General features: G+C 39.6%; 27 protein-coding genes and 1 pseudogene. 17 read left to right on the top strand and 11 right to left on the bottom strand.

Annotated features, from left to right (window positions below; translation table 11 throughout):
* Positions 1-99: 99 nt before the first annotated feature.
* A pseudogene (locus BA1_RS07290) lies at positions 100-399 on the bottom strand (NifU family protein).
* A gap of 121 nt (positions 400-520) precedes the next feature.
* Between BA1_RS07290 and BA1_RS07285 the strand changes: the two are divergent.
* Both BA1_RS07285 and BA1_RS07280 read left to right on the top strand, forming a co-directional pair.
* Positions 521-850 (top strand): YuzD family protein, encoded by a 330-nt coding sequence (locus tag BA1_RS07285; RefSeq protein WP_008357260.1) that lies wholly within the window; start codon positions 521-523, stop codon positions 848-850.
* A gap of 101 nt (positions 851-951) precedes the next feature.
* The gene (locus tag BA1_RS07280; RefSeq protein WP_008357259.1) at positions 952-1,182 is read left to right on the top strand and encodes a WYL domain-containing protein; all 231 of its coding nucleotides are present in this window, start codon (positions 952-954) and stop codon (positions 1,180-1,182) included.
* Positions 1,183-1,231: 49 nt separating this feature from the next.
* On the opposite strand, the gene BA1_RS07275 is transcribed toward BA1_RS07280, so the two are convergent.
* Positions 1,232-2,299, bottom strand: a complete 1,068-nt coding sequence (locus tag BA1_RS07275) for an NAD(P)/FAD-dependent oxidoreductase (protein WP_008357258.1) — start codon at positions 2,297-2,299, stop codon at positions 1,232-1,234.
* Positions 2,300-2,555: 256 nt separating this feature from the next.
* Here BA1_RS07275 and BA1_RS07270 point away from each other — a divergent pair, with 256 nt between their 5' ends.
* The 3 genes from BA1_RS07270 (at position 2,556) to erpA (ending at position 4,354) form a co-directional block, all read left to right on the top strand.
* A complete protein-coding gene (locus tag BA1_RS07270; protein ID WP_008346813.1) occupies positions 2,556-2,792 on the top strand; it encodes a YuzB family protein in 237 nt (78 codons plus the stop codon).
* Between the two features lie 271 nt (positions 2,793-3,063).
* On the top strand, positions 3,064-3,918 hold the full coding sequence (gene dapF / locus BA1_RS07265) for a diaminopimelate epimerase (RefSeq protein ID WP_008357255.1): 855 nt from the start codon (positions 3,064-3,066) through the stop codon (positions 3,916-3,918).
* Positions 3,919-3,991: 73 nt separating this feature from the next.
* Entirely contained in the window at positions 3,992-4,354 is a 363-nt protein-coding gene (gene erpA, locus BA1_RS07260) for an iron-sulfur cluster insertion protein ErpA (RefSeq protein WP_008357254.1), read from the top strand.
* 214 nt (positions 4,355-4,568) lie between these two features.
* Here the strand turns inward: erpA and BA1_RS07255 are convergent, their stop codons facing one another.
* On the bottom strand, positions 4,569-4,886 hold the full coding sequence (locus BA1_RS07255) for a DUF1433 domain-containing protein (protein ID WP_034738671.1): 318 nt from the start codon (positions 4,884-4,886) through the stop codon (positions 4,569-4,571).
* 53 nt (positions 4,887-4,939) lie between these two features.
* On the opposite strand from BA1_RS07255, the gene BA1_RS07250 reads away from it, so the two are divergent.
* On the top strand, positions 4,940-6,376 hold the full coding sequence (locus BA1_RS07250) for a lipase (RefSeq protein ID WP_008357250.1): 1,437 nt from the start codon (positions 4,940-4,942) through the stop codon (positions 6,374-6,376).
* Positions 6,377-6,388: 12 nt separating this feature from the next.
* The gene (locus BA1_RS07245; RefSeq protein WP_008357248.1) at positions 6,389-6,706 is read left to right on the top strand and encodes a hypothetical protein; all 318 of its coding nucleotides are present in this window, start codon (positions 6,389-6,391) and stop codon (positions 6,704-6,706) included.
* Between the two features lie 213 nt (positions 6,707-6,919).
* Here the strand turns inward: BA1_RS07245 and BA1_RS07240 are convergent, their stop codons facing one another.
* The 3 genes from BA1_RS07240 to BA1_RS07230 form a co-directional block, all read right to left on the bottom strand.
* Positions 6,920-7,816 (bottom strand): DUF2268 domain-containing putative Zn-dependent protease, encoded by an 897-nt coding sequence (locus BA1_RS07240; RefSeq protein ID WP_008357246.1) that lies wholly within the window; start codon positions 7,814-7,816, stop codon positions 6,920-6,922.
* A complete protein-coding gene (locus BA1_RS07235) occupies positions 7,800-8,567 on the bottom strand; it encodes a MerR family transcriptional regulator (RefSeq protein ID WP_008357244.1) in 768 nt (255 codons plus the stop codon). The genes BA1_RS07240 and BA1_RS07235 overlap by 17 nt, the downstream gene beginning before the upstream one ends.
* Positions 8,568-8,726: 159 nt before the next feature.
* Positions 8,727-9,143 carry a hypothetical protein gene (locus tag BA1_RS07230; RefSeq protein ID WP_008357241.1) on the bottom strand — a complete coding sequence of 139 codons (417 nt, stop codon included), beginning with the start codon at positions 9,141-9,143 and terminating at the stop codon, positions 8,727-8,729.
* A gap of 202 nt (positions 9,144-9,345) precedes the next feature.
* Here BA1_RS07230 and BA1_RS07225 point away from each other — a divergent pair, with 202 nt between their 5' ends.
* The gene (locus BA1_RS07225) at positions 9,346-9,552 is read left to right on the top strand and encodes a hypothetical protein (RefSeq protein WP_008346803.1); all 207 of its coding nucleotides are present in this window, start codon (positions 9,346-9,348) and stop codon (positions 9,550-9,552) included.
* A 46-nt stretch (positions 9,553-9,598) separates the two neighbouring features.
* Here BA1_RS07225 and yumC read toward each other — a convergent pair whose 3' ends face one another.
* Positions 9,599-10,597 carry a ferredoxin--NADP reductase 2 gene (gene yumC, locus BA1_RS07220; RefSeq protein WP_008357239.1) on the bottom strand — a complete coding sequence of 333 codons (999 nt, stop codon included), beginning with the start codon at positions 10,595-10,597 and terminating at the stop codon, positions 9,599-9,601.
* Between the two features lie 390 nt (positions 10,598-10,987).
* Between yumC and BA1_RS07215 the strand changes: the two genes are divergently transcribed.
* The 4 genes from BA1_RS07215 (at position 10,988) to BA1_RS07205 (ending at position 13,610) form a co-directional block, all read left to right on the top strand.
* Entirely contained in the window at positions 10,988-12,205 is a 1,218-nt protein-coding gene (locus tag BA1_RS07215) for an NAD(P)/FAD-dependent oxidoreductase (protein ID WP_162130799.1), read from the top strand.
* A gap of 133 nt (positions 12,206-12,338) precedes the next feature.
* Entirely contained in the window at positions 12,339-12,464 is a 126-nt protein-coding gene (locus tag BA1_RS19170; RefSeq protein WP_008357236.1) for a YuiA family protein, read from the top strand.
* An 81-nt stretch (positions 12,465-12,545) separates the two neighbouring features.
* Entirely contained in the window at positions 12,546-12,866 is a 321-nt protein-coding gene (locus BA1_RS07210) for a YuiB family protein (RefSeq protein ID WP_008357234.1), read from the top strand.
* Between the two features lie 99 nt (positions 12,867-12,965).
* On the top strand, positions 12,966-13,610 hold the full coding sequence (locus BA1_RS07205; protein ID WP_008357232.1) for a 3D domain-containing protein: 645 nt from the start codon (positions 12,966-12,968) through the stop codon (positions 13,608-13,610).
* A 40-nt stretch (positions 13,611-13,650) separates the two neighbouring features.
* Here BA1_RS07205 and BA1_RS07200 read toward each other — a convergent pair whose 3' ends face one another.
* The gene (locus BA1_RS07200; protein ID WP_008346791.1) at positions 13,651-14,127 is read right to left on the bottom strand and encodes a divergent PAP2 family protein; all 477 of its coding nucleotides are present in this window, start codon (positions 14,125-14,127) and stop codon (positions 13,651-13,653) included.
* A gap of 321 nt (positions 14,128-14,448) precedes the next feature.
* On the opposite strand from BA1_RS07200, the gene BA1_RS07195 reads away from it, so the two are divergent.
* Together BA1_RS07195 and BA1_RS07190 are read left to right on the top strand one after the other, a co-directional pair.
* Complete coding sequence (locus tag BA1_RS07195; protein WP_008357229.1) at positions 14,449-15,939, top strand: leucyl aminopeptidase; 1,491 nt, start codon at positions 14,449-14,451, stop codon at positions 15,937-15,939.
* 139 nt (positions 15,940-16,078) lie between these two features.
* Entirely contained in the window at positions 16,079-17,407 is a 1,329-nt protein-coding gene (locus tag BA1_RS07190; protein ID WP_008357227.1) for a Na+/H+ antiporter family protein, read from the top strand.
* Between the two features lie 40 nt (positions 17,408-17,447).
* Here the strand turns inward: BA1_RS07190 and BA1_RS07185 are convergent, their stop codons facing one another.
* From BA1_RS07185 to BA1_RS07175, 3 genes are all read right to left on the bottom strand, one after another.
* Positions 17,448-18,044, bottom strand: coding sequence for a biotin transporter BioY (locus BA1_RS07185; RefSeq protein ID WP_008357225.1), 597 nt, complete (start codon positions 18,042-18,044; stop codon positions 17,448-17,450).
* Positions 18,045-18,161: 117 nt separating this feature from the next.
* Positions 18,162-19,298 (bottom strand): alanine dehydrogenase, encoded by a 1,137-nt coding sequence (gene ald / locus BA1_RS07180; protein ID WP_008357222.1) that lies wholly within the window; start codon positions 19,296-19,298, stop codon positions 18,162-18,164.
* A 110-nt stretch (positions 19,299-19,408) separates the two neighbouring features.
* Complete coding sequence (locus tag BA1_RS07175; protein WP_008357220.1) at positions 19,409-20,638, bottom strand: PucR family transcriptional regulator; 1,230 nt, start codon at positions 20,636-20,638, stop codon at positions 19,409-19,411.
* A 405-nt stretch (positions 20,639-21,043) separates the two neighbouring features.
* On the opposite strand from BA1_RS07175, the gene BA1_RS07170 reads away from it, so the two are divergent.
* The 3 genes from BA1_RS07170 to essB all read left to right on the top strand — a co-directional run bounded on the left by BA1_RS07170 (position 21,044) and on the right by essB (position 22,994).
* Entirely contained in the window at positions 21,044-21,337 is a 294-nt protein-coding gene (locus tag BA1_RS07170) for a WXG100 family type VII secretion target (RefSeq protein ID WP_003213769.1), read from the top strand.
* A 95-nt stretch (positions 21,338-21,432) separates the two neighbouring features.
* Positions 21,433-21,672: an ESX secretion system protein YukD gene (yukD, locus tag BA1_RS07165; protein ID WP_003213579.1), complete on the top strand. Its 240-nt coding sequence runs from the start codon at positions 21,433-21,435 to the stop codon at positions 21,670-21,672.
* A gap of 14 nt (positions 21,673-21,686) precedes the next feature.
* On the top strand, positions 21,687-22,994 hold the full coding sequence (essB, locus tag BA1_RS07160) for a type VII secretion protein EssB (protein ID WP_008357217.1): 1,308 nt from the start codon (positions 21,687-21,689) through the stop codon (positions 22,992-22,994).
* Positions 22,995-23,014: the final 20 nt, after the last annotated feature.

Below are 23,014 nucleotides of genomic sequence, written 5' to 3'. Positions count from 1 at the left end.
CTCATAAAATAAAACAAATTTCTAAAATAAATATCATTTTAGCCCTTTGTCAACAATCTGAAACGACCCAAATCGGGTCGTTTTCATGTCATATATAAATTAGAAAACCTGTTCAACTTCTACAACGCCAGGTACTTCTTCTAATAATGCGCGCTCAATACCGGCTTTTAATGTAATGGTTGAACTTGGGCAGCTGCCGCATGCACCAAGAAGACGTAATTTCACAATGCCATCTTCAATGTCTACAAGCTCACAGTCTCCACCATCACGTAATAGAAATGGACGAAGTTTGTCCAGTACTTCCTGTACTTGGTCTTTCATTTCGACTTCAGTCATTAGATATAATCGCTCCTTTCACAACATATCACCATTATATTCATCTGGACGATAAAAATCTATTGATTGGTTTCAAAGTTTCCTTCTCATTATAGCACAATCTCATCTTGAAACAAAAAGTGATTTTGACTTTTTTCATACAGAAAAATCAGCTAAAATAAAGAAAGAATAGGGGGCTTGTCAAATGAAACAAACCGTTGATCTTTATGTATATGGAAGAGATGTACTGTGCGCTAGCTGCGTAAATATGCCTTCGTCAAAAGAGACATTTGAGTGGTTAGATGCAGCATTAAAACGAAAATATCCGAATCAGCCGTTTCGCATCACATATATTGATATTGAGCACCCGCCAGAAAATGAACGCCAAAAAGAATGGTCTGAACGAATTCTTGATGATGAATTCTTTTATCCGCTTGTCCTAGTGGAGGATCAAATTGTTGGAGAAGGCAATCCGAAATTAAAAGACATTTATCAAGAAATGGAGAAATACGGGTACAAAGAGAGCAGTGAATAAGCTGTTCTTTTTTTGAGAAAATAAATAGAACAAACGTTCCTTTTTGTGTTGAAAAAAGAACGCTTGTTCGTTTATAATAAAATGAAAGGAGCGTGAGCATCATGAATTATTTACTGAACCAATCTCTTCATCAGCAAATACCAATTGATATGATTTATATGAAAAAAAACGGAGAATGCACGAAACGAAAAATCATTGTACACCGTCAAACGGACCAGCTCATACAAGCGTATTGTTTATCGAAGAAGACCATGAGAACTTTTCGTAAAGACTGTATTCTTGCTCTTGCTCCGATCAAAAGAACCCATCGACCGGCATATGCCGTTTCATAGAAAAAGCTCCTTCGCTTGGAAGGAGCTTTGAGAAAAAATTCACAAAAGTTTAGCCATTATGATGTTTGTACATCCAAAGAAGCCCGGATTTTAAGAGTCGTGGAACACGGCCAACAAGCGGACGATCTGCTACTAAGCCAAAGCCAGCTTTTTTTCCTAAAGAGCCGAGTACCCCTTTTAGCTTAAACTGCGGGTAAGCCTCAGGAAGCGGCTCGTTTTTCCAGCGTTTTTGCAGGGATTGAACAATTTGTTCTGCCTGTGCCTCGGCTAGCTGTGCACTTGGGGCGTGCGGCAAGCTTGCGCAGTCACCTACGACATATACATGCTCATCTCCAGGGAGATTGTGATGAGGAGTTAAGACGACACGGCCTTGTGCGTCTTTTTCAACATCCATATCTCGAACCACTTTACTTGGCTGAATTCCTGCTGTCCACACAATGGCATCTGCTTCAATCGCATCGTCATGGTTGTAAACAACCCCTTCTTCAACCTTCGTAATATTGGCACAGTTAATGATCTTCACATCATTTTCTTCAAACCATTTTTGTACATATAAACTTAATCTTTTTGGGAAGCTTGATAGAATCAGCTCTCCTCGGTCAAAAAGAATAATGTTTAAATCAGATCGGCTTTCTCGCAGTTCACTGGCTAGCTCTACCCCGCTTAGTCCAGCACCGACAATACCAACCGTTGCGCCAGCACTTAAATTGTTTAATTTGTTATACGCAAGCCTTGACTGATCAATGGTTTGAATGCTGTATGTATGCTCTTTCGCACCTGGGACATTATGATACTTGTCCTCACAGCCGAGTCCAATCACCGTATCATCATATGAAATAGGTTCTCGGTCGCTGAATAAGATCTGTTTGTTTTCAAGATCAATTTTTTCTACTTCCCCGTATTGAATATCCAGCTTCGGATGCTCTGGAAAAGATACTCGAATGTGATGATCAGAGATCGTTCCAGCAGCAAGTGCATAATATTCTGTTTTTAAACAGTGGTAAGGATTTCGATCAATTAATGTGATAGTGACATCATCAGGTAATTGATTTGGCAATAAGCGGTGGAGAACCCGCATATTCCCGTAACCTCCGCCGATCAAGACTAAATTTTTCATGACGATTCTCCTTTTCCCCCTAGACATTGAAAAACACTTATACTAAAAAACTTTAAGTTAAAATACCAAATAAAATTATATCGAATTTACTGTGAAACCACAATAATTGTTTCAAAATAACCTACATATTCATTAGTTAGTCCTAAATAGTAAAACATTTTACGAGGAATAGGCGTAACGATTTATTTGATGCTCATGTTTTGACTAATAGAAGGAATTTCGGTAGGATGGTAAGGCAAATGTGAGGTGAAGCACAGTGTTTCCACTGATCGAATTTTGTGTAAGTAATCTTGCACAAGGGTCTCAAGAAGCAAAAGAGAAGCTTGAAAAAGACCCAAACCTAGATGTCATGGAATACGGCTGTTTAAGCTACTGCGGCAAATGCATGGACTCCCCATTTGCGCTTGTGAATGGAGAATTTGTTTCAGGAGAAAATGCAGAGCAGCTAGTCGAGCGTATTTATGCTTTTATAGAGGAAAACGACATGTTTTAAATGCACCACATAGGTCATGAGGTGCATTTTTTTTCATATATTCAGTTTCCATTTTTCAGGAGAAAATGTAGAAAGCGCATTCAATATGTTATGCTAATAAAATATCATCAAAATGAAGCATCACACGAGAGAAAAAGAGGCATATGCATAATAAAAGCCCTTTGCCATGGCAGCAAAGAGCTTCTATGTATGAAAAACGGGGGATGATAAGATTGTCTCCTGAATCGACTCCTTTTATACTATAAAGAAACAACATTTTTGGAGGACGCTCATGACATCATTTCAATTCACGAAAATGCACGGACTAGGAAATAATTATATATACGTCAATCAGATGAAGGAACAGCTTCCAGAGGAGCAACTGTCAGAGATAGCGACCCGCGTTTCTTCTGTTTATACAGGAATCGGTTCTGACGGAATGATCCTCATTTGCCCATCAGAGGTTGCACCTGTGAAGATGCGTATTTTCAACAATGATGGATCAGAGGGGAAAAACTGTGGCAACGGGCTTCGCTGCGTGGCGAAATATGTGTATGAGCATCAGATGGTGACAGACACGACGTTCCAAATTGAGACATTGTCAGGACTCGTTGAAGCCACTGTTCATGTGCAGGATGGTCACGTTCAGTTAGTGACAGTAGATATGGGTAAACCTCGTTTTGAAAAAGAAGCGATGCCGATGCTTGGTGAACCGGCCAGTACAACGATTAATGAACCGCTTGATTTTGGCACGACGACCTTAAATGGAACAGCTGTTTCAATGGGGAATCCCCATATCGTCTTCTATTTAGAAGACATTGAACAGGCGCCGCTTGAATCACTTGGACCCATCATTGAAAAGCATGACATGTTTCCAGAAGGCGTCAATGTAGAATTTGTTGAACGCGTCAGTGAAACGGAACTGCATTTTCGCGTGTGGGAAAGAGGTTCAGGGATTACGCAAGCCTGCGGAACGGGAGCGTGCGCTGCGGCTGTATCAACGATTGTGAATGGACATGCGAAAAAAGAGACGGACATGACGGTTCATCTAGCAGGCGGAGACCTGATCATTCGCTGGAAAGACAATGACCATGTGCTGATGACAGGGCCTGCTGAAACGATTTGTGACGGCACATTTTATCTCTAAACCATTTATTTGAGAAAAGGCATCATCACGTTTATAATTGAAAAGAAACATCCAGTCAAAAGGAGGGATGATCATGAGTACACCAGTAACGATTACAGAAGCTGCTGCATTGCAGATTAAAGATATGATGAAAGAACATGAAGAAGAAAATGCGTTCCTTCGAGTGGGCGTAAAAGGCGGCGGCTGCAGCGGACTTTCATACGGCATGGGCTTTGACCATGAAGTTTCAGAGAAAGACACGCAGTTCGAACAGCACGGCATCAAGGTCCTTGTCGACTCCGAAAGCCTTGATATCATGAACGGCACCATCATTGATTTCAAACAATCACTAATGGGCGGCGGTTTCACGATTGACAATCCGAACGCCATTGCATCATGTGGGTGTGGTTCTTCTTTTAGAACGGCGACGAATACCGGTACGCCGGAGGAGTGTTAAGAAAGAGCGTCTAATATGATGAACCTCCACGAATAAATGAGCTATTCGTGGAGGTTTTTTGTTGTTTTAAATAGATGTCTATTTTTCATTACTACAACTTTGCCATTCTAAATATATTAGGTAATATTATTCTTGCGAGTTATGTAATAAGAAGTTTGAGTTTAATTTACCCAACATACACTCAATTGAGAATTAGTGCTTCGTGTGAATCATTTTAGAACTTTTCTTCTGCATCAACAGAAGAGCTTCCTATTTTATCATTAACAGGATCATATAGACCATCAAATTTTTTTGTTTTATCGCCATTAAGATAACCCTCCACAGTCACTCCTCCAGTTGGATCAATAAAATAGTCATCGTAATAAGAAATTTCCTGAATACCTTTGTATTCACTTTTAAGGTATTCCGTCATTTTACTTTTTGCTTTTTCAAAAATTTCATTTTCTTCTTTATTGACATCATATTGATGCTTCATAATCAGTCCTCCAAAAGTTATAATTAACAATAATAGAATAATAAGGTTTTTTTTCAAAAGATCATCCCTTTCCCTTCTATATTTACATGACATGAAAGGTGCTGCAAATATTGAGTAAACAAATTAGTACTTCTAGCCTTACAGATGAAACATATTTTAGATTGAGTCAAAGAGCCTATAATTATAATTATCTTAAGCGAAAATTACAGAATAACGAATATTTTCGAATTAATTCTTCCAAAACAAATTCAACTTATTGGTACGTTGAGAAAATAAAGACTGACGTAGATACTGGTTTGGATGCAGTTGTATTATCACAAGCGAAAAAGTCGGAAAATGGTAAGTGGATTAAGTCGAAGAATCCAGAAAATGTTGTCGTATCTTTTGCTGGAACAGATCTTGGAAAAGACCCAATCACCGATGGTGTAAAAGCTGATGGTAGTAACATTGTTCTGGGAAGTGATCCAAAAAAGGAGTCTCACTACATCGTTAAAAAAGATACAAAAGATACATCTAAAACACTAGGAAAGTATAATGGAACTCCTTCACAAGATGCAATACTCACTTCAGGAAATTATAAACTGATTACTAAAACATCTCAAATCGATCAAGCAGATCAGCTCGTGAAGGAGATTAAAAGGAAATATAATGGAACATCGACCATTGTTTCGACAACTGGTCATTCTTTAGGTGGTGCAGAAGCTGAGTACAGTGCGGTAAATAATGATATTTATGCTGTCGCATTTAACAGCCCTTCAATCGTTAAACTACACACAAGTGAAAAACAAAAAGAAATAAACGATGGATTGTACGATCCATACGTAAGGTCTATCATCAATCCTGATGATATGGTCGGTGCTGGTTATTGGAATGAGTATGAACGTCATAATGGGACTACAATATACACAAAAGAGCCTTCCTTGTCGAGATTCAATCGAAATCAAAGGTTGAATGGTTCATTAGGAGACCAAATTGAGAAAAATCTTGCCTATTTTATAAGTACTGTTATTTTACAAAATCCAGATACACATGGACTAAATGAAGCTAATTTTATTTTCGATGATAATGGTCAAGTTAAAAATATAGATGGCAAAAAACTAGTATATGATAAAAATCTGGACGCCATGTTGCCCGCTGGTGTAATTGGTGGAGGAGAGGAAATAAAAGTAAACCCTAAAAGCGCAAAAAAACTGGCAGAAAAGATTGAAACAATGATTCAAGAACTGAGAAAAATAAAAAAAGAAGCCCAAAACGCCTATCAAGAACACGATGAAAAAGTGTCTGAACTTCAGACTGAATTTTTGGGTCAAGTCGGGAGTGGATTATATGATCAACTTAACGCTCAAGATGTTTCTAATACAATAGAAGATCTGTACCAATCTTTTGATAAGGGTCCTATTTTTTACGATATATATGCCGAACAATCATTCATAGATTCAATAAAATTAGCAATCTCAGATCTTGAAGAAATAGGCGGGTTCTTAGATAAAATTGCAAATGATTTCGAGAAAAAAGATCAAATGCTGGCTAAATGGTTAAGATTATAGGAGGTACAAATCATGCAAACATTAAATGACCTGTTAGAGCATAAAGATGACCCAATTCGTAAGAAAATGCAACTTCAAATGTTAAAGGTTGATATGACACAAACAACAAACTCTAAACTACAAGTTGTGCAAAAGAATCTTAAAACAAAAATGGAAATGAGTACACTACAGACAGAACTAAATGAAGTATATTCAGCTCTTTTATATAGCTTTAAAGGAAAAGCCCAAAAAGCACTTGCGCAGCGCATTAGTGAAAGTGCCAAACTAATAGTTAAGACAGAACAGGATGGGGAGACGTTTATTAATAGCTTTAAAACAAGGAATACGTAAAATTTATGATTATGAAAAAATCTGTTAAGACGCCAAATATATTTGGCGTCTTTTTTGAACAACAAAAAGCTCCACGAATCAAATTCGCGGAGCTTAACTGGTTTTATAATAATTAGGTGTTCTCTTTTAACAATCTTCCGGCGTACCTGTATTTCTCGATATTCGGAAAGAAGAGCCGCATCCGCATTGTAATTCCTTCTCATCATTAAACAGTTATTTAGAAAAGAGTCCACAATTTCTAATGATGTCATCTGTGTTCAATAATGTCGCTTCTGCAATCCCTAGATTATTCAATTTCATGAAAGATTGTACAGCTTGATAGCCTACTGCATATCCTGCAAAAGGGGATAATCCGACAGGCTTATAGCCTTGTTCTTTTGCTATGGTATCACCAAACATATAACTACTGACCTCGGCAAACCCTTTGGTGTATAAAGCGTCTTTCATCACTTCTTTTGAATATTCTAAGTCCTGTTTATCAAATGAAGTGACCCAAGGTCCTAACATGCGTTCACCATAAAGTTCTTTTGCAAATGATTCAGCTAATCCTTCTATAATTAAATAATCTCCAACTGTCACGTTTCCGTAATCCCATTCAAAATATGAAAAGCGAATATTATGATGGAATTCATGTGCTATGAGAGCAGGGATACGTGGGATGTTATAAGAGTTTGGATAAATTGATACTTGGATAAATCCTGGAATTCCTCCAAAGCCACAATACCCTTTTTGTTGTTCAAGTTTTTTCGGATCAGCTATATATAGACCCAATCTCAATTCATCAGCATTTATATGGAGGTTATGTTTTTTAATAAAATTCCTACATTGATTCAAGGCGGTATTTGCCGTTTGGAGAGCTTGGATTTCTTGTAGTTTTTGTAATGCCTTTCTCCCAGTTTGTGAATCTGATACATCAAGGTAGCCAAGCATATTGGTTGCTAAGATGACATCATAGCCATTGGGCTGTTTAGCTTTTAACGGAACATTTATCATATTCCACATCTTTTCAAAAGGTTTCATCATGTTGTATCGAAAAAAATGTTCTTTATTTTCTTTCAACGAAAACAACTTTTCGTATTGGTCGATTGTATCCTCAATCATAATGTTCATTGATGTGACCTCTTTTCTGTTGAACAGCAAAGACTTTCATCGCTTCACTCATGAATGAAGCCAAGCCCTCGCCATATTGATCTATATTTTTTGTGAAACGTTCATCTTGAATATAGAGTTGACCTAATCCATAAAATGACTTCAGGGAGTATTGACTGAAGTTATCATTTAAAAAGTCATACCATTCTTTGATGGCGGCTTGTACCTCTTTGGATTGAGGAGTGCGATTGCGCAGGGACGCTAGGTTATGAAAAATCCTATCCCATCTCCCAGATAAATCATGTTGTTCCTCTGTGGACAATCGACTTAATTTGAAGTTCACGTTATCAATGGAATCATTCCCCCAGCGATAGCGAGCTTCTTCTTCATATTCATTGAATTTCATGTTCATTCCCTCAAACCTCTCTTTATTTGTCAGGTGAATTTCTCCCGTTATATGTTTTAATGTCTTATCAATATTTTCAATCATTTTATCAAGCTTATTTCGTTTCTCCATCAACATTTTTCGTTGTAAGATAAATGCTTCATGTTTATCAAATGACGGATTGTTTATGATTTTTTTTATTTCCTTTAAGTTAAATCCCAGTTCTCTGAAAAATAATATTTGCTGTAGTGTTTCAAGGTTTTCTTCTGAATAGAGCCGGTAACCAGCATCCGTGACTTCTTTTGGGGTCAACAAACCAATTTGATCGTAATGATGAAGCGTACGAATACTAATATCAAACAATTCAGCGACTTCTTTTACTTTCATATTCAACACATCTCCTTGTGATATTCACGATAAAGTATGACGTTACGTGAGGGTCAATAGAAAGGGATCAATGAATAGAAATTCGTTTTTGCAATATGATAGCATGTGATGTTGAAGATGGAAAAAATAAAAAAGAGACGCTCATCCAGCGTCTTCTTCTCATATTTCTTCTTCTATTTTTAGAAGCTCTTTATCGAGGATATAAACCAATTCATTTGTACTAGATAAATAAATCTCGACCTCTTTATTGACATCTTCCACATGGACTTCCGCCTCAACTCGAATCTTTGCTGGTTCTCCGCGATATACCACTTCAAACGTACCAATTTCCTTCGTTTGATTGTCTTTTTGCATGTTTTTCACTACAGTATGTATCTGTTTCATTTCTTGATCACCCAAACCAGAATCCAAAATCGAAGTGGACACATGTTTTAAAAAAGGTTCTAATTGATCATAATCAATATTCAATCCTGCAGCGAATTCAGCATCACGTTTGTTAAAGCCTTTTGCAAACAGTTCAATTGAGCCGCCAATCATCAGTAACAAGCTCAAACTAATCATGAAACGCTTTATCATCTTTCCACCTATCCTTCATTATGATCTTCTACTTTCTATATCGGTTGAACAGATCAAACCTTCATTGATTAAATTCCTTCTTAAACAATTGATAAATCGCTCAATTTTGTTACAGCTTGTCCTCACATCTGGCTATTTCCACTCGAAAAGAGTATCATGAGAACCAAACATAAACTGTCATCAGAAAAGAGGTTGCTGAGGTTTGAGTGAACAAATCAATTGCAGGAACTGTCATGAACTGATTCCGTATCGTTCAAAAACGTGTCCATCTTGTGGGATAGACAAGCCGCTTCCGAAAAAGGAACGTGTGAAGGATCGGGTGATTTTGGTTGTGGCGGGGATTGTTGTGGTGTTGCTTGCTGCAATGGTACTTGGAATGGCGAATGCTTATATTGGGATTTTTAAATAAACAAAAAAGGAGTTCCGCAGATGGAACTCCTTTTTTTGATCCGTTCTTATTTGTTTTCAAATAAGCTTGTGGAATGAAGTGGCTGTACACGGGCTTTCGGGTCCATGTACGCTTTTGCGTTGTTCACAGCAGTTGGTGCTTCACCAAATCCGCTTGCGATCAATTTGACTTTTCCTTCATACGTACAAATGTCTCCTGCCGCATAGAAGCCTTCGATGTTTGTTTCCATTGTGGATTTGACCACGATAGAGTTCTTTTCGATTTCAAGACCCCATTGTTTGATTGGTCCAAGGGAGGAAACAAAACCAAAGTTAACGATCACATCGTCCACATCAAGCACTTGTTTTTTATCACCTTTGACTTCTTCAAGCACAATTTGTTCAATGCGGTCTTCACCGATGAGCTCAGTTGGGACAAATGGTGTCAGCACATTGACTTTCGAGTTGTGCAAGTTTTCTACACTGTGCTCATGTGCACGGAATTTGTCACGGCGGTGAATGATGGATACTTCTTTTGCGATTGGCTCAAGCATCAGTGCCCAGTCCACCGCAGAGTCTCCGCCGCCAAGAACAGCGACACGTCTGCCAGCAAATTGGTTCAAATCATTGATGAAGTAATGCAGGTTGCTTCCTTCAAATGATTCTGCTGCGTCAAGTTCAAGCTTTCTCGGTTGGAATGCACCGTTACCAGCTGTAATGATGATCGTTTTAGAATAATGAACCTCTTGATTTGTGACGAGTTTGAAGATACCGTCTGCTTGTTTTTCAACCGTTTCCACTGCTTGCTCTAAGCAAATGGTTTGATCAAATTTATCCATTTGTTCCTTTAAATTATCAACTAATTCTTGTGCGCGGATTTTTGGGAAACCAGCCACATCATAAATGTATTTTTCAGGGTAAAGAGCAGATAGTTGACCGCCAAGCTGAGGAAGGCTTTCAATGATTTTCACACTTGCCTGTCTCATGCCTCCGTAAAACGCAGTAAACAATCCAACTGGGCCGCCCCCGATAACGGTAATGTCATATACCTTAGAATCTTCTTGCATTCCTTAATCCTCCCAAATGAAAATTGTTATCACTATATCATATCATACCACATATCGTCGTTTGACTTGTTTTGAAAAACTTGTCGTTTTTTGATGTCGGTGCTATGAAAAAGAGAAAAAAGTGAGAAAGACCGTTTATCATAAGGATTTTCAGTTTAAAGCCTTGAAAAAAGGAGCAGAACTCGCTATTATTGTTTAGGGAACTAATTATTAATTTTTTATGAATTTTTGTCGGATACGGTCAAATGCTTTCGTTTTTTGTAGGTGAAAGTTCAGATTTTCACATACTTATTTTTTTGTTTAAATTTCATAAAATGCCGCAAAGCGGTTGAGAATAACGATATGTAATTCTTCATCCGTTTTACAGCAAATTTAAAAAAGGTGGATGTGATTCCAGTGAATAAACCGAAAATCGTTGTATTAGGTGCAGGTTATGGCGGATTAATGACTGTAACAAGATTAACAAAGCAGCTTGGCACAAATGATGCGGACATTACTCTTGTGAACAAGCATAATTATCATTACGAAACAACATGGCTACATGAAGCAAGTGCAGGTACACTTCATCATGACCGTTGTCGTTATCAAATCAAAGATGTGATTAACAGTTCCCGTGTCAATTTTGTTCAAGCGACAGTTGAGAGCATTGATAAGGAAGCAAAGAAAGTTGTGACATCAGATGGGGAACTTTCTTATGACTATCTTGTTGTAGCGCTTGGTGCTGTTCCTGAAACATTTGGTATTGCAGGACTGAAAGAACATGCATTCTCAATCTCTAACATCAACTCTGCTCGGCAGCTTCGTGAGCACATTGAGCTTCAATTTGCGACGTACAATAATGAAGCTGAAAAGCGTCCAGAGCGTCTAACCATCGTTGTTGGCGGTGCGGGCTTTACAGGTATTGAGTTCCTTGGTGAGCTTGGTAACCGTGTGCCTGAGCTTTGCAAAGAGTATGATATTGATCAAAAAGAAGTGCGTATTATCTGTGTAGAAGCTGCACCAACAGCTCTTCCAGGGTTTGATCCGGAATTAATTGATTATGCAATGAACTACCTTCAAGGTAAAGGTGTTGAGTTCAAAATCGGTACAGCAATCAAAGAATGTACGCCTGAAGGCATCATTGTTGGAAAAGACGATGATACAGAAGAAATCAAAGCAGCAACAGTTGTTTGGGCTGCAGGTGTACGTGGTAACCCAATCGTTGAAGAAGCTGGTTTTGAAAACATGCGCGGCCGCGTAAAAGTATCTCCAGATCTTCGTGTACCAGAAAATGAGGATGTGTTCATCATTGGTGACTGTTCATTAATCATCAATGAAGAAATTAACCGTCCATACCCACCAACTGCACAAATTGCAATGCAGCAAGGTGAGACAGTAGCGAAAAACCTTGCAGCACTAATAAAAGGCGGTACGCTTGAAAGCTTTAAGCCAGACATCAAAGGAACAGTTGCTTCTCTTGGTGAACACGACGCTGTAGGTGTTGCGTTTGGTAAAAAACTTCAAGGAACAAAAGCTTCTGCAATGAAGAAAATCATCGACAACCGTTCTTTATTCATGGTTGGCGGACCTGGACTTGTTCTGAAAAAAGGAAAGTTCAAGTTCTTCTAAACACCAATAGACGAAAACGTGTATCTTCGTGATACACGTTTTTTATGTTATACGGAATATTTTCTCACTTGGTACTGGACAGAAAATATGTTATGATGAATTATCAGAAAATTTAGATTAAGGAGTGGGCAATATGAATGCACAAGCAAAAGAAAAAAAAGCAACCTGTCAATATTGTTCAGGTAAAGGATATTTTCAGTTATTGCTCGGTGGATCAGAAACATGTGAGGAATGTAAGGGGACAGGAAAGCAGCATTAATCTCACTGCTTTTTCCATTGATTGACTTCATCTCTCTTTCCAAGTTAAACTAATGATGGGATATTTGGGGGTGGAGATGAAGTGATCAGTTTACCAGTCGTTATCATTTCAGTTATTTTATTTTTCGTGTTATTCTTCGGCATTGGATTTTTGCTGAATATGCTACTGAGAATGTCATGGATTATGGCGATTTTATATCCAATTGTATGCCTTTTCATTATCAATAATCAAAAGATGATCGCTTATATAAGAGAACCAGGTATCGCTTTTTCAGGGATAGGAGACCGCATTGTCTCACTCGCTGCGGCAGATATCATCATTTTATTAAGCGGTTTAATTGGTGCCATTGCCTCAGGCTTTGTCATCAAGGCACTTCGAAAAAGAGGCTATCAAATGTTTTAACTCACTTGTTTACACGCAAGTGGGTTTTTTTGTTTCTCCTTTGCATAGATTCCATTTTGTTAGGAAACAAATAGATGGGTAGAGGAGTGACAAATAGAAATGAAAACATGGATGAAACGATTGTTCATGACAGCCCTATTTATGCTTGCTTTGATGACGAGCTTTACGGGCATATCTGGCGTAGAAGCAAGCGACTTAGCAGCATGGGTGAAAAAGACCAATGCGGGCAAGCAAGTATCTTCTTTTTTTCAACATCCAAAAAGGCAAACGATGGCGGTTAAAAGTGACGACTTGCGAGCGGTGTCTCTCGAAGAAGCATTTAATTGGAATGATTATCCGAAGCAAAAGGTTGTCGCCACAGGCTATACAGCGGGTGTAGAATCAACAGGTAAGACGAAGGAACACCATGCATATGGCATTACATATTCAGGCGTCAAAGTAAAACGTGATTTATATTCAACCGTGGCAGCGGACCCATCTGTCTTTCCGATTGGAACTGTCCTGTTTATCCCAAACTATGGCTATGGAGTGGTCGCAGATACCGGTAAAGCGATTAAAGGTCATAAACTGGATTTATATTATGAAACGGTTGATGATGTGTATAGAGAATGGGGTAAAAAAGTGCTGGACGTGTATGTGATTAAAAAGGGAGAAGGAAGGCTAACGGAAAAAGACTTAAATCAGCTGAATGAAGCAGAATCGATGCAAGTGTTCCGGCAGCAGTTTCAAGCCAATAAAGAATAAAAAAGCTTTGGATCTCAAAAGGTCCAAAGCTTTTTCGCTTCTACATGAAGTAATAGTCTAAGATGAGTGTGAGCAAGATTCCAGTTAAGCCACCGAAGAAAACCTCAATCGGCTTATGCCCAAGAAGCTCTTTCAATTTCTTTTGCTTCTCTTTTTCTTCCGCATTTGGGAAGTTCTTTGCCTCGGCAACAAACCGGTTAAAATCCGTGACCAGTTTGTTTAGGACAGTTGCCTGTTCTCCTGCCTGTCTGCGAACACCTGTCGCATCAAACATTGTAATAATGGCAAAGATGGCGGAAATGGCAAAAATAGATGTTCCTAGCCCGTGCTCTAAAGCAACTGCTGTTGAGAGTGCTGTTACTGCTGCGGAGTGTGAACTTGGCATTCCGCCTGTGCTTGTGATGAGCGACCAATCTAGGCGTCTAGAAATGATAAATTGAATAGGTACTTTTACAAATTGTGCAAAAAAGATGGCTGCAAGACTGGCAAGCAGCGGAAAATTCGTCAGTACGCTCATGAACAAGAAACATCCTCTCTTTAAGAAAAATCGTGTGAAAAAATGAAGTGTTAACCCTAGTAAGATAAAAAATGATGGCAGTAAGAACTGTTGCCAAGTCCATGTTTATTATAACATTAAAGAAAGTAGAAGTGGAGAACGAGGAGAACATGAACAGGCGGCTATCGAAGGCCGTCACGTTTTCATCATGCCCTTCCGTGAGTCAAAATATAAATGTTCATGAAGAGAAGACAGGCTGGCAATGATCGTATAGGTACGCAAATTTTGATATAATGGAAGTTCCAATGTGAAATATGGAGTTCATTGAAGGAGCGTGTGATAATGTTTTTCTCAACAAATGAGTTGCAACATAAAGATACACTGGCCATCGGACTTTTTCAAAAGAGCCAATTATCAGGAAAAGCAAAAGAAATGGATGAATTACATGGAGGAAGAATCACTGAATTATTAAAAGAAGGCGATATTTCTTCCAAACGAAATCAGCTTTCGAAATTTTTCCCATCCCCTGAAACAGGCATTAAACGCATTTATTTTGTCGGTCTTGGGAAGGAATCAGATTACACGTTTGAAGAGGCAAAAGAAGTCTTTGCACATTTATTTAAAAAGCTTCATCAAGATAAAAAGCAAGCGGTTTCGGTCTTGCTTGATACGTTCATAGGAAAGGATCTGCCTGTTCAAGATGCAGCCCATGCCCTTTCTGAAAGCTGTCTCTTAGCTACATATGAATTACAAGATTTTAAACATAAAACGAATGAACCCGATCGCTTTATCGAGTTTGTCTATGCTACGACAGATCATGATACGGCTGAAATTCAGGCTAGTCTGAAAGTAGGCGAAGTCTACGGACAATCCGTCAATTCGGCTCGTACCCTTGTGAATATGCCGCCGAACATGCTCACGTCCTCTGACCTTGCTTCCTATGCGGCAGAGCTTGCTTATAAATATGAATTCGAGATTGAAATTTTAGATAAAGAACAAATGGAAGAGCTCGGGATGGGTGGTATTTTAGCCGTCAATAGAGGCTCAACGGAACCACCAAAGCTGATTGTATTGAAATATCAAGGCAAGGAAGAATGGACAGACGTCATTGGGCTTGTTGGGAAAGGCATTACGTATGATACAGGCGGATATTCATTAAAGCCAAGAGCAAGTATGGTCGGCATGAAAACAGATATGGGCGGATCAGCTTCTGTTTTAGGCGCAATGGAAATTATCGGTGAACTTCGTCCAGAGCAAAATGTGATTGCTGTTATTGCGTCAACAGATAATATGATTTCAGCAGACGCCATGAAGCCAGATGATGTGATTGTGTCATTGAGCGGTAAAACAATCGAAGTGCTCAACACGGATGCAGAAGGACGTCTTGTTTTAGCAGATGGTGTGACATATGCGAAACAGCATGGTGCCTCTGTACTTGTGGACGTGGCGACATTAACAGGCGGTGTCATTGTAGCACTTGGGAATGAGATAACAGGCGTGATGACCAATAATGATGAACTGTATGGACAGTTTAAAGAAGCATCAGAAGAATGTGGTGAAATGATTTGGCAGCTGCCAATCACTGAAAAAGATAAAAAGCGAGTGCGAAACAGCAAAATGGCTGACCTCAATAACTCACCAGGCCGTGATGGTCATGCGATCATGGCAGGTGCATTCATTGGGGAATTCGCTGAAGACACCCCTTGGGTTCACTTAGATATTGCAGGAACAGCCACGACAGAAAAACCTTCATGCTTTGGGCCAACAGGAGCAACAGGCGTGATGGTGAGATCAATAGCGACATTTGTAGAACGATTTGAAGCAAAGAAATAAAGACTGAAGCTCTGCCAGACGGCAGAGCTTTTTATATAGGACATACGCCATTTGACGAAGTAAATTTTGTATGGTAACATACGTTGGTACTTTAATTATCTACTACATTAGTAAACTAAAGGATTTCGGGGGTTTCACCATGAATGCAGTTGTTTTAGCGGTTGTTTTAATGTTGGTATTGAGCTTGCTTCGAGTCAATGTCGTGATTGCGCTGGCACTTGGCGCTTTAGCGGGTGGACTTGCAGGTGGATTAGGTCTAGGAGGAACAGTTGAAGCCTTTACTGACGGACTTGGCGGAAATGCGACAGTGGCAATTAGTTACGCTCTTTTAGGGGCATTTGCAGCGGCGCTGACGAAAACGGGTCTTCCTGATGCCATGGTCGAAGGAGCAGTAAAGCTTCTAGGAAAAGAAGGCGATTCAAGAAGAAAAACATTATCAAAAGTGCTCATTATTCTGGTCATTTTGATCGTATCTTGTTTTTCTCAAAACGTCGTTCCTGTTCATATTGCTTTTATTCCGGTCTTAATCCCGCCATTATTAAAGGTGTTTAATGAGCTTCAAATCGACCGCAGACTGCTGGCGTGTGTTATTACCTTCGGACTCACTGCACCATATATATTACTTCCGGTCGGTTTTGGTCAGATTTTCCACGGGATGCTTCGTGACAATATGAAGGAAGCTGGTTTGACAGTGAACTTAGCAGATATTCCATATGCGATGCTGATTCCTGTAGGTGGCATGGTTCTCGGATTGATCGTTTCACTTTTGGTGTATCGTAAGCCAAAAGTATATGAAGATCGTGACATTACGGATGTAGAAAAATCAGCGTATACGAAGAAAAGTCTGCTCTATGCTGTACTTGCTATCCTTGTTTCATTAATTGTCCAGCTATATCTCTCTCAAAGCCTGGGAGTAGAAGGAATGATTTTCGGTGCACTTGCAGGATTGCTTGTCTTGTTTGTAACCGGTATGATGAAACGTGATGAAGCAGACGAGCTGATTACATCTGGAATGAACATGATGGCATTTATCGGCTTTGTCATGCTTGTCGCAGCTGGATTTGCCAACGTGTTAACGAAAACGGGAGATATTGAATCTCTCGTCAAGGCATCTTCTCAATTTATCGGAAACAACCAAAGCTTAGCAGCCATTTTAATGCTGCTAGTTGGCCTGTTAGTCACAATGGGCATCGGGTCATCATTTGCAACGATTCCGATTATTACGACCATCTTTGTTCCGCTTTGTTTACACTTAGGGTTTAGCCCAATGGCAACCATTGCAATTATTGGTTCAGCTGCGGCTGTAGGAGATGCAGGGTCACCTGCAAGTGACAGTACCCTTGGACCGACATCTGGGCTGAATATGGATGGACAGCATCACCACATTTGGGGTACATGTGTCCCAACATTTATCTACTATAATATCCCGCTTGTTGTGTTCGGCTGGCTTGCGGCAATTATCCTATAATATGAAAAGGTTCCTCTATTGAAGGAACCTTTTTTGATCTTTAAGAGACTGTTTGTTCTTTTCGAAAGGATGTGGCTTTTGAAACAGAACGATAAATTTTAGGTGCCAGCATGGCAAGGACAATCGTCAAAGCGTAGTCTTTGACCATAAACCAGATCATGAAGAACCACGTTGTTTGATAAGAGATTGGTGCATGTAACCAAACATTTAACGCGATGTACATATAGGTTGTTCCGACCACATACATCACAGTCGTGCCAGCAATGGCTGCAAGCAAAAAGCGGCCAAAGCCAGGGTGTTGTCTCTTTTCAAGAATGAATCCGGCAAGCCAGGCAGCAGGAATGTACGATAACACAAAGCCGCCGCTTTTACCTAAAATGACACCAAGGCCCGCAGAGAATTGTGCGAATACAGGTGCGCCAGCCATTCCAACTAAGGCATAGACAATCATGGCTAATGCACCAAGACGTCTGCCTAGCAAAAGACCAGCAAGCACACAAAAAAACGGCTGCATGGTGAGCGGGATACCGCCGACCTGTAAAAACGGTACGATTGATGTAATATTGGCTCCTATAGCCATCAGTGCAGCAAACATTCCGACTAGCACAAAGTCAGCCGTTCTTGTCTTCTTTTGCATGATGTTTCCCCCTGTCTTATCTGTACAAATAGATTAAGGGGAAGAAGGTCTTTTGTCAACTTGTTTTTATTTCAGGTTAACAATAAAGCCCGCTCCTGAAAAGGGCGGGCTAGGATATTAAGCTTCAGTCATAGAAGATGTATCAAGGACTTTACTGACAGGCACATATTCATAGCCGAGATCACGAGCGACGGCTTCATAGGTGATATGTCCGTTCATCACATTGACGCCTGCTGCGATCGCATTGTTTTCTTTAATGGCTTTTATAGCACCTTTATTTGCAATTTGCAGTGCATAAGGAACGGTGACATTTGTTAAAGCAACAGTCGATGTTCTCGGAACTGCGCCTGGCATATTGGCGACAGCATAATGTAAAATACCGTGTTTTTCATAAGTAGGCTGATCATGTGTTGTGATATGATCGACTGTTTCTACAATCCCGCCTTGGTCAATGGCTACATCGACAATAACAGAACCAGGCTTCATTTGTTTCACCATTTCTTCTGTTACAAGGGTCGGTGCTTTGGCACCTGGAATGAGAACCGCACAAATGAGAAGGTCTGCCTCCCGCACTGAATCTGCAATGTTGACAGGATTAGACATCAACGTTTTCATTTGATGACCAAACTGATCGTCCAGCTGACGTAATCGCTCCGCGTTTAAATCAATGAGTGTTACATCTGCACCAAGTCCGATGGCCATTTTCGCTGCATTTGTTCCAACAACACCGCCACCTATAATGGTGACTTTACCTCTTGATACCCCTGGCACGCCTGCGAGCAAAATGCCTTTCCCGCCTTTTGGCTTTTCTAAAAATTGGGCACCAATCTGAGCGGCCATTCTGCCCGCCACTTCAGACATTGGCATTAATAGAGGAAGTGATTTTCCATCTGTTACCGTTTCATAAGCAATGGCTGTCACGCCTTTTTGTTTTAATGCTTCAGCCAAGGAGGGCTCTGCCGCAAGATGCAGGTACGTAAATAAGATAAGGCCTTCTCTAAAATACGGATATTCTTCTGGTAATGGTTCTTTTACCTTCATAATCATATCAGAAGATGCCCACACATCTTTCGCTTGATCAAGGATCTTTGCACCAACAGATACATAATCGTCATCAGTGAATCCGCTTCCAGAACCAGCTTTTGTTTCAATCAAAATCTGGTGTCCAGCAGAAAGCAATTGAGAAGCTGCTCCTGGTGTTAATGCCACTCGGTTTTCATTGTTCTTAATCTCTTTCGGAATGCCGATGATCATGTTTATTCCTCCTATGCTTATCTATTGATATTGTATGTCTAGTGTATCCTGAAAGTTTAGAAAATTCTTCGGTTGAATGAAAAAATTAAAAAACGCCTCTTTGTGAAATTTCACAAATGGACGTTTTTTAGCTTCATATCAAGATAAATGGTCATTTTCTCATTCATGTTTTTTAAATCAATTTCTGCAATGTCTGTAATCCGCTTCAGCCTGTAATTCAGTGTGTTGATATGAATATTTAATTGCTTTGCGGCGATATTGGCGTTGCTGTCACAATCAATAAACCGTTCCAGGGTCTCAACTAGGTTGGAATGGTGCCTTATGTCGTAATCCTCCAGCTTTGATAAAGAGTAACTGGAATAAGACGAGCCCTTTCGCTTTTCAGCAAGTACATCTAAATATTGATAAATCCCAAGTTCAGAAAAACTGTTTAAACGCTCCGTTTCAACAGGAAAGCGTTCTTTTGTTTTTAATACAGCAAGTGCTTCTTTATAGGATGGCTGTATATGCGTGATATGGTCGTAAATTCCACCAATGGCCGCTTGAACGTGATGGATGTGATACCGATCAGACAGCTGTTGTAGCATGCTGTTTGTGAATTGTTTGATATCCTGAAGCGGGTGTTCCGTTTTTGGTGAGACAAGAATAATGAATTCGTGAAAATCAACAGTCGTTAAGAGCACCTGCACTTGCTGCGTTGTTTCAAGCAGATAGGAGAGTTTCTTTTCCGTTTCCTCTGTGAGCTCGTCACGTAGGCGAAAGATGATAATGGCATACGTATCCGGACATCTTATGCCGAGCCTCAAAAAGAGATCAAGTATCTCATCCTTTTCATGAATATGACCTGTGAGCATCTTCCAAAAAAGCTCCTGATTGCGTTCCTCTGTTTTCGTTTTTCGAATTTGTAAATTAAGTAATTTGTTTTTCACGGCATGTGCTGCCATTTTGAGTAGGTCCATGTCCTCATCTGAGAAAGGCTGCTCGGATTCAATTGCCCAAATAAATCCGAGCACTTCTTGGTCCTTCCATATCGAAATGGCGACCCTGCTAGATAAACCCACCTCTGCAATTTGAGGGACACGAAGCGGTTCATCTGTTTTCAGGAGTGTAGGAATAATGCCGTCCTTCCAAAGCCGATTAATGACTTTTTCCGGTACACGGCGGGAGATAATGGTTGAAGTTCTGGCGGGATCAGTGAAATCATTGTGTGTGCTATAGGCTAGTAATCGATGATGAGTATCTTCTATAGTAATAGGGCAATTGAGCACATCACTAATTTGGTCTGCCACATCCTCTAAACGATCAAGGCTATACTTAAACGGATCTGTCTTTTTTGTCATAAAAACCCCTGCTTTTTTCGAATATTTCACGTACTTACATTATGAAGAAAAACAGGTGCGTAAATCAATAAAAAAAATGCCATAAACTTAAAAAACAGAAAGCTCTAGAAGAGAGTACACTGGACGTCAGTGGGGATGAAAAAGAATAGTACAATAATAACGTAGTAAAAAATCAATAGACGAAAAGATTCATCGAATCTGCCCAACGTTTATTAAGGATATATGACCAAGAAAATGTTAAATACTAGATAAAGAGCGAAAAAACAGTAATTCTATAGACTCATTTTGTAAAATAAAAACAGATTTGTTTGACTGTGTATCATTTCTGTTTTTATAATAATAACGTCAAAAAATAAGTGGATTAGCCCATTATATGGCGGCTATGCACGGGAGGTAATGAGGAATATGTCAGGAATTATTCGCGTAACCCCAGAAGAACTAAGAGCGACCGCTAAGCAATATGGTGTTGAAAGTCAAGAAGTGTTAAACCAAGTTGATCGTCTAAATAGAATGATCTCTGATCTTAAAGGAATGTGGGAAGGTGCTTCTAGTGAAGCATTCGCTGATCAATACGAACAGCTAAAGCCTTCATTCATCAAAATGTCTGATCTATTAACAGATGTCAGCAATCAGCTTGATCAAACTGCAAATACACTTGAAAGCACTGACCAAGACATCGCAAGCCAAATCCGCGGCTAATCAAAGTGATTTCCTTTCTAAGTGTGAAAAGCAGAAAAAGCGCCGAGTCTGTCAGTTGATGCCGGCGCTCTTTCTATTTTGTGAGGTGGAAATTTGTGTATATCGATATTACCATCGACTTAAAAAATTATGATGGCAGTGTGTTTGATTTGAGACTATCAAATTATTTACATATTAAGCAAGTCATTCATATCGCCTGGCAGGCCAAACAAATCTCACTGCCAAAGCGAGAAGGCGGATGGGTGCGTGTAGTTAATAAGAAAGCTGTGTTTTCAGGCGAATATAAGCTGTCAGACTGTGGGATCACCACAGGAGACAGGCTGGAAATACTATGAAAGGACTTTTGTAAATGGCAGATAAAAAGAGTTCCTATTTAGAAGAACAATTAGAAGCAGTCATGAAAAAAGAGGAAGGCACTTACACCTTCATTTTTCAAAGAGAGACAATTAAACTCTTAGACGGTTTAGAAGCGGCGCCAATTAAAGACATCAATCCTTCGTTTAAAAAAGACATTCAATTAACCGAAGGTGAGGTCATCATTTCGATTCAACCGCCTCCTGCCTATCAGGAATTTCGTTTCATCCATGCAAAGGATGAAAAAAGCAAATGGATTTTTTCATACCAGCTTGTCGATGCAGTGTGCAAACACGATGTGAAGCGGCTGCATCCTATTGTTTCTCCTGAAAACATTGTTTTTCATCAAGGGTTAGCGCCAGCATTTTTGCATTACGGGGTCAAAGAAAGCATCCCGCCATATGAAACCGATGAGCATCGCCTCTTAAAAGAGGTCAAAGCCGTCATTCTTCGAGTGGTGGACCATCAATATCAGTTTCAAGAATATTTGGCTTATCATGATACGTTGAAATTATCCGAGCTGGCAAAGGAAATCAGTGATACAAAGTCTCTTGAAGAAGTGTCCGCCTTGATTCAACAAAAAATCAAAGCGATCGAAGCAAAAGAAAAGACGCTGGTAACCATTCCAAAAAAGAAATGGAAGCTCGAACGATATATTGGACTTGGTCTTCTGGTCCTGTTGGTTCCTGCCTTGGTGTATACCATTTACACGTTCTTTTTCGCCATGCCGAAACAAGAAGCATATGTCGAAGCGAACAAATATTATCTCAACAAACAGTACAGCCAAGTGGTGGATACGCTCGAAAAATACCCAGCCGATCAAATGCCAGTCTCTCTTCAATATGAACTGGCCATTTCGTATGTGCAGACGAACCAAGGCAATCTATTACTCGATCAGCACAAAAAAGAAATCACGGAAACATATACATTGCAGACAGATCCGCAATACTTCCTTTTCTGGATTCACATTGGACAAGGCAATAGCAAGGAAGCTCTTGATATAGCAAGGGTACTCGGGGACGACCGATACATATTCACAGCACTTGTCGCCTACCGTAATGACATTCAAAACGATGACAGCCTTTCTGCTGAAGAAAAACAAAAACAGCTAGATCCAATCATTAAAGAAATGGCGAAATATGAAGAAGAAACAACGGAGACAAGCACCAATGACTCCTCAGAAGCGAGCCAAACAGATGATTCAGCTGAACAAGAGCAGTCAAAAGCCGATCAGGAGAAAAAAGAGAAAGAATCTGATTCAAATAAGAAAACCTCTCAGACGAAAAAAGATGAGAAAAAATAATTCTTTCGATACAACTGACA

The organism is Bacillus xiamenensis, from assembly GCF_000300535.1.
Classification (GTDB): domain Bacteria; phylum Bacillota; class Bacilli; order Bacillales; family Bacillaceae; genus Bacillus; species Bacillus xiamenensis.
Note: the sequence above shows the minus strand (reverse complement) of the source record. Positions and strands in the feature narration are given on the sequence as shown.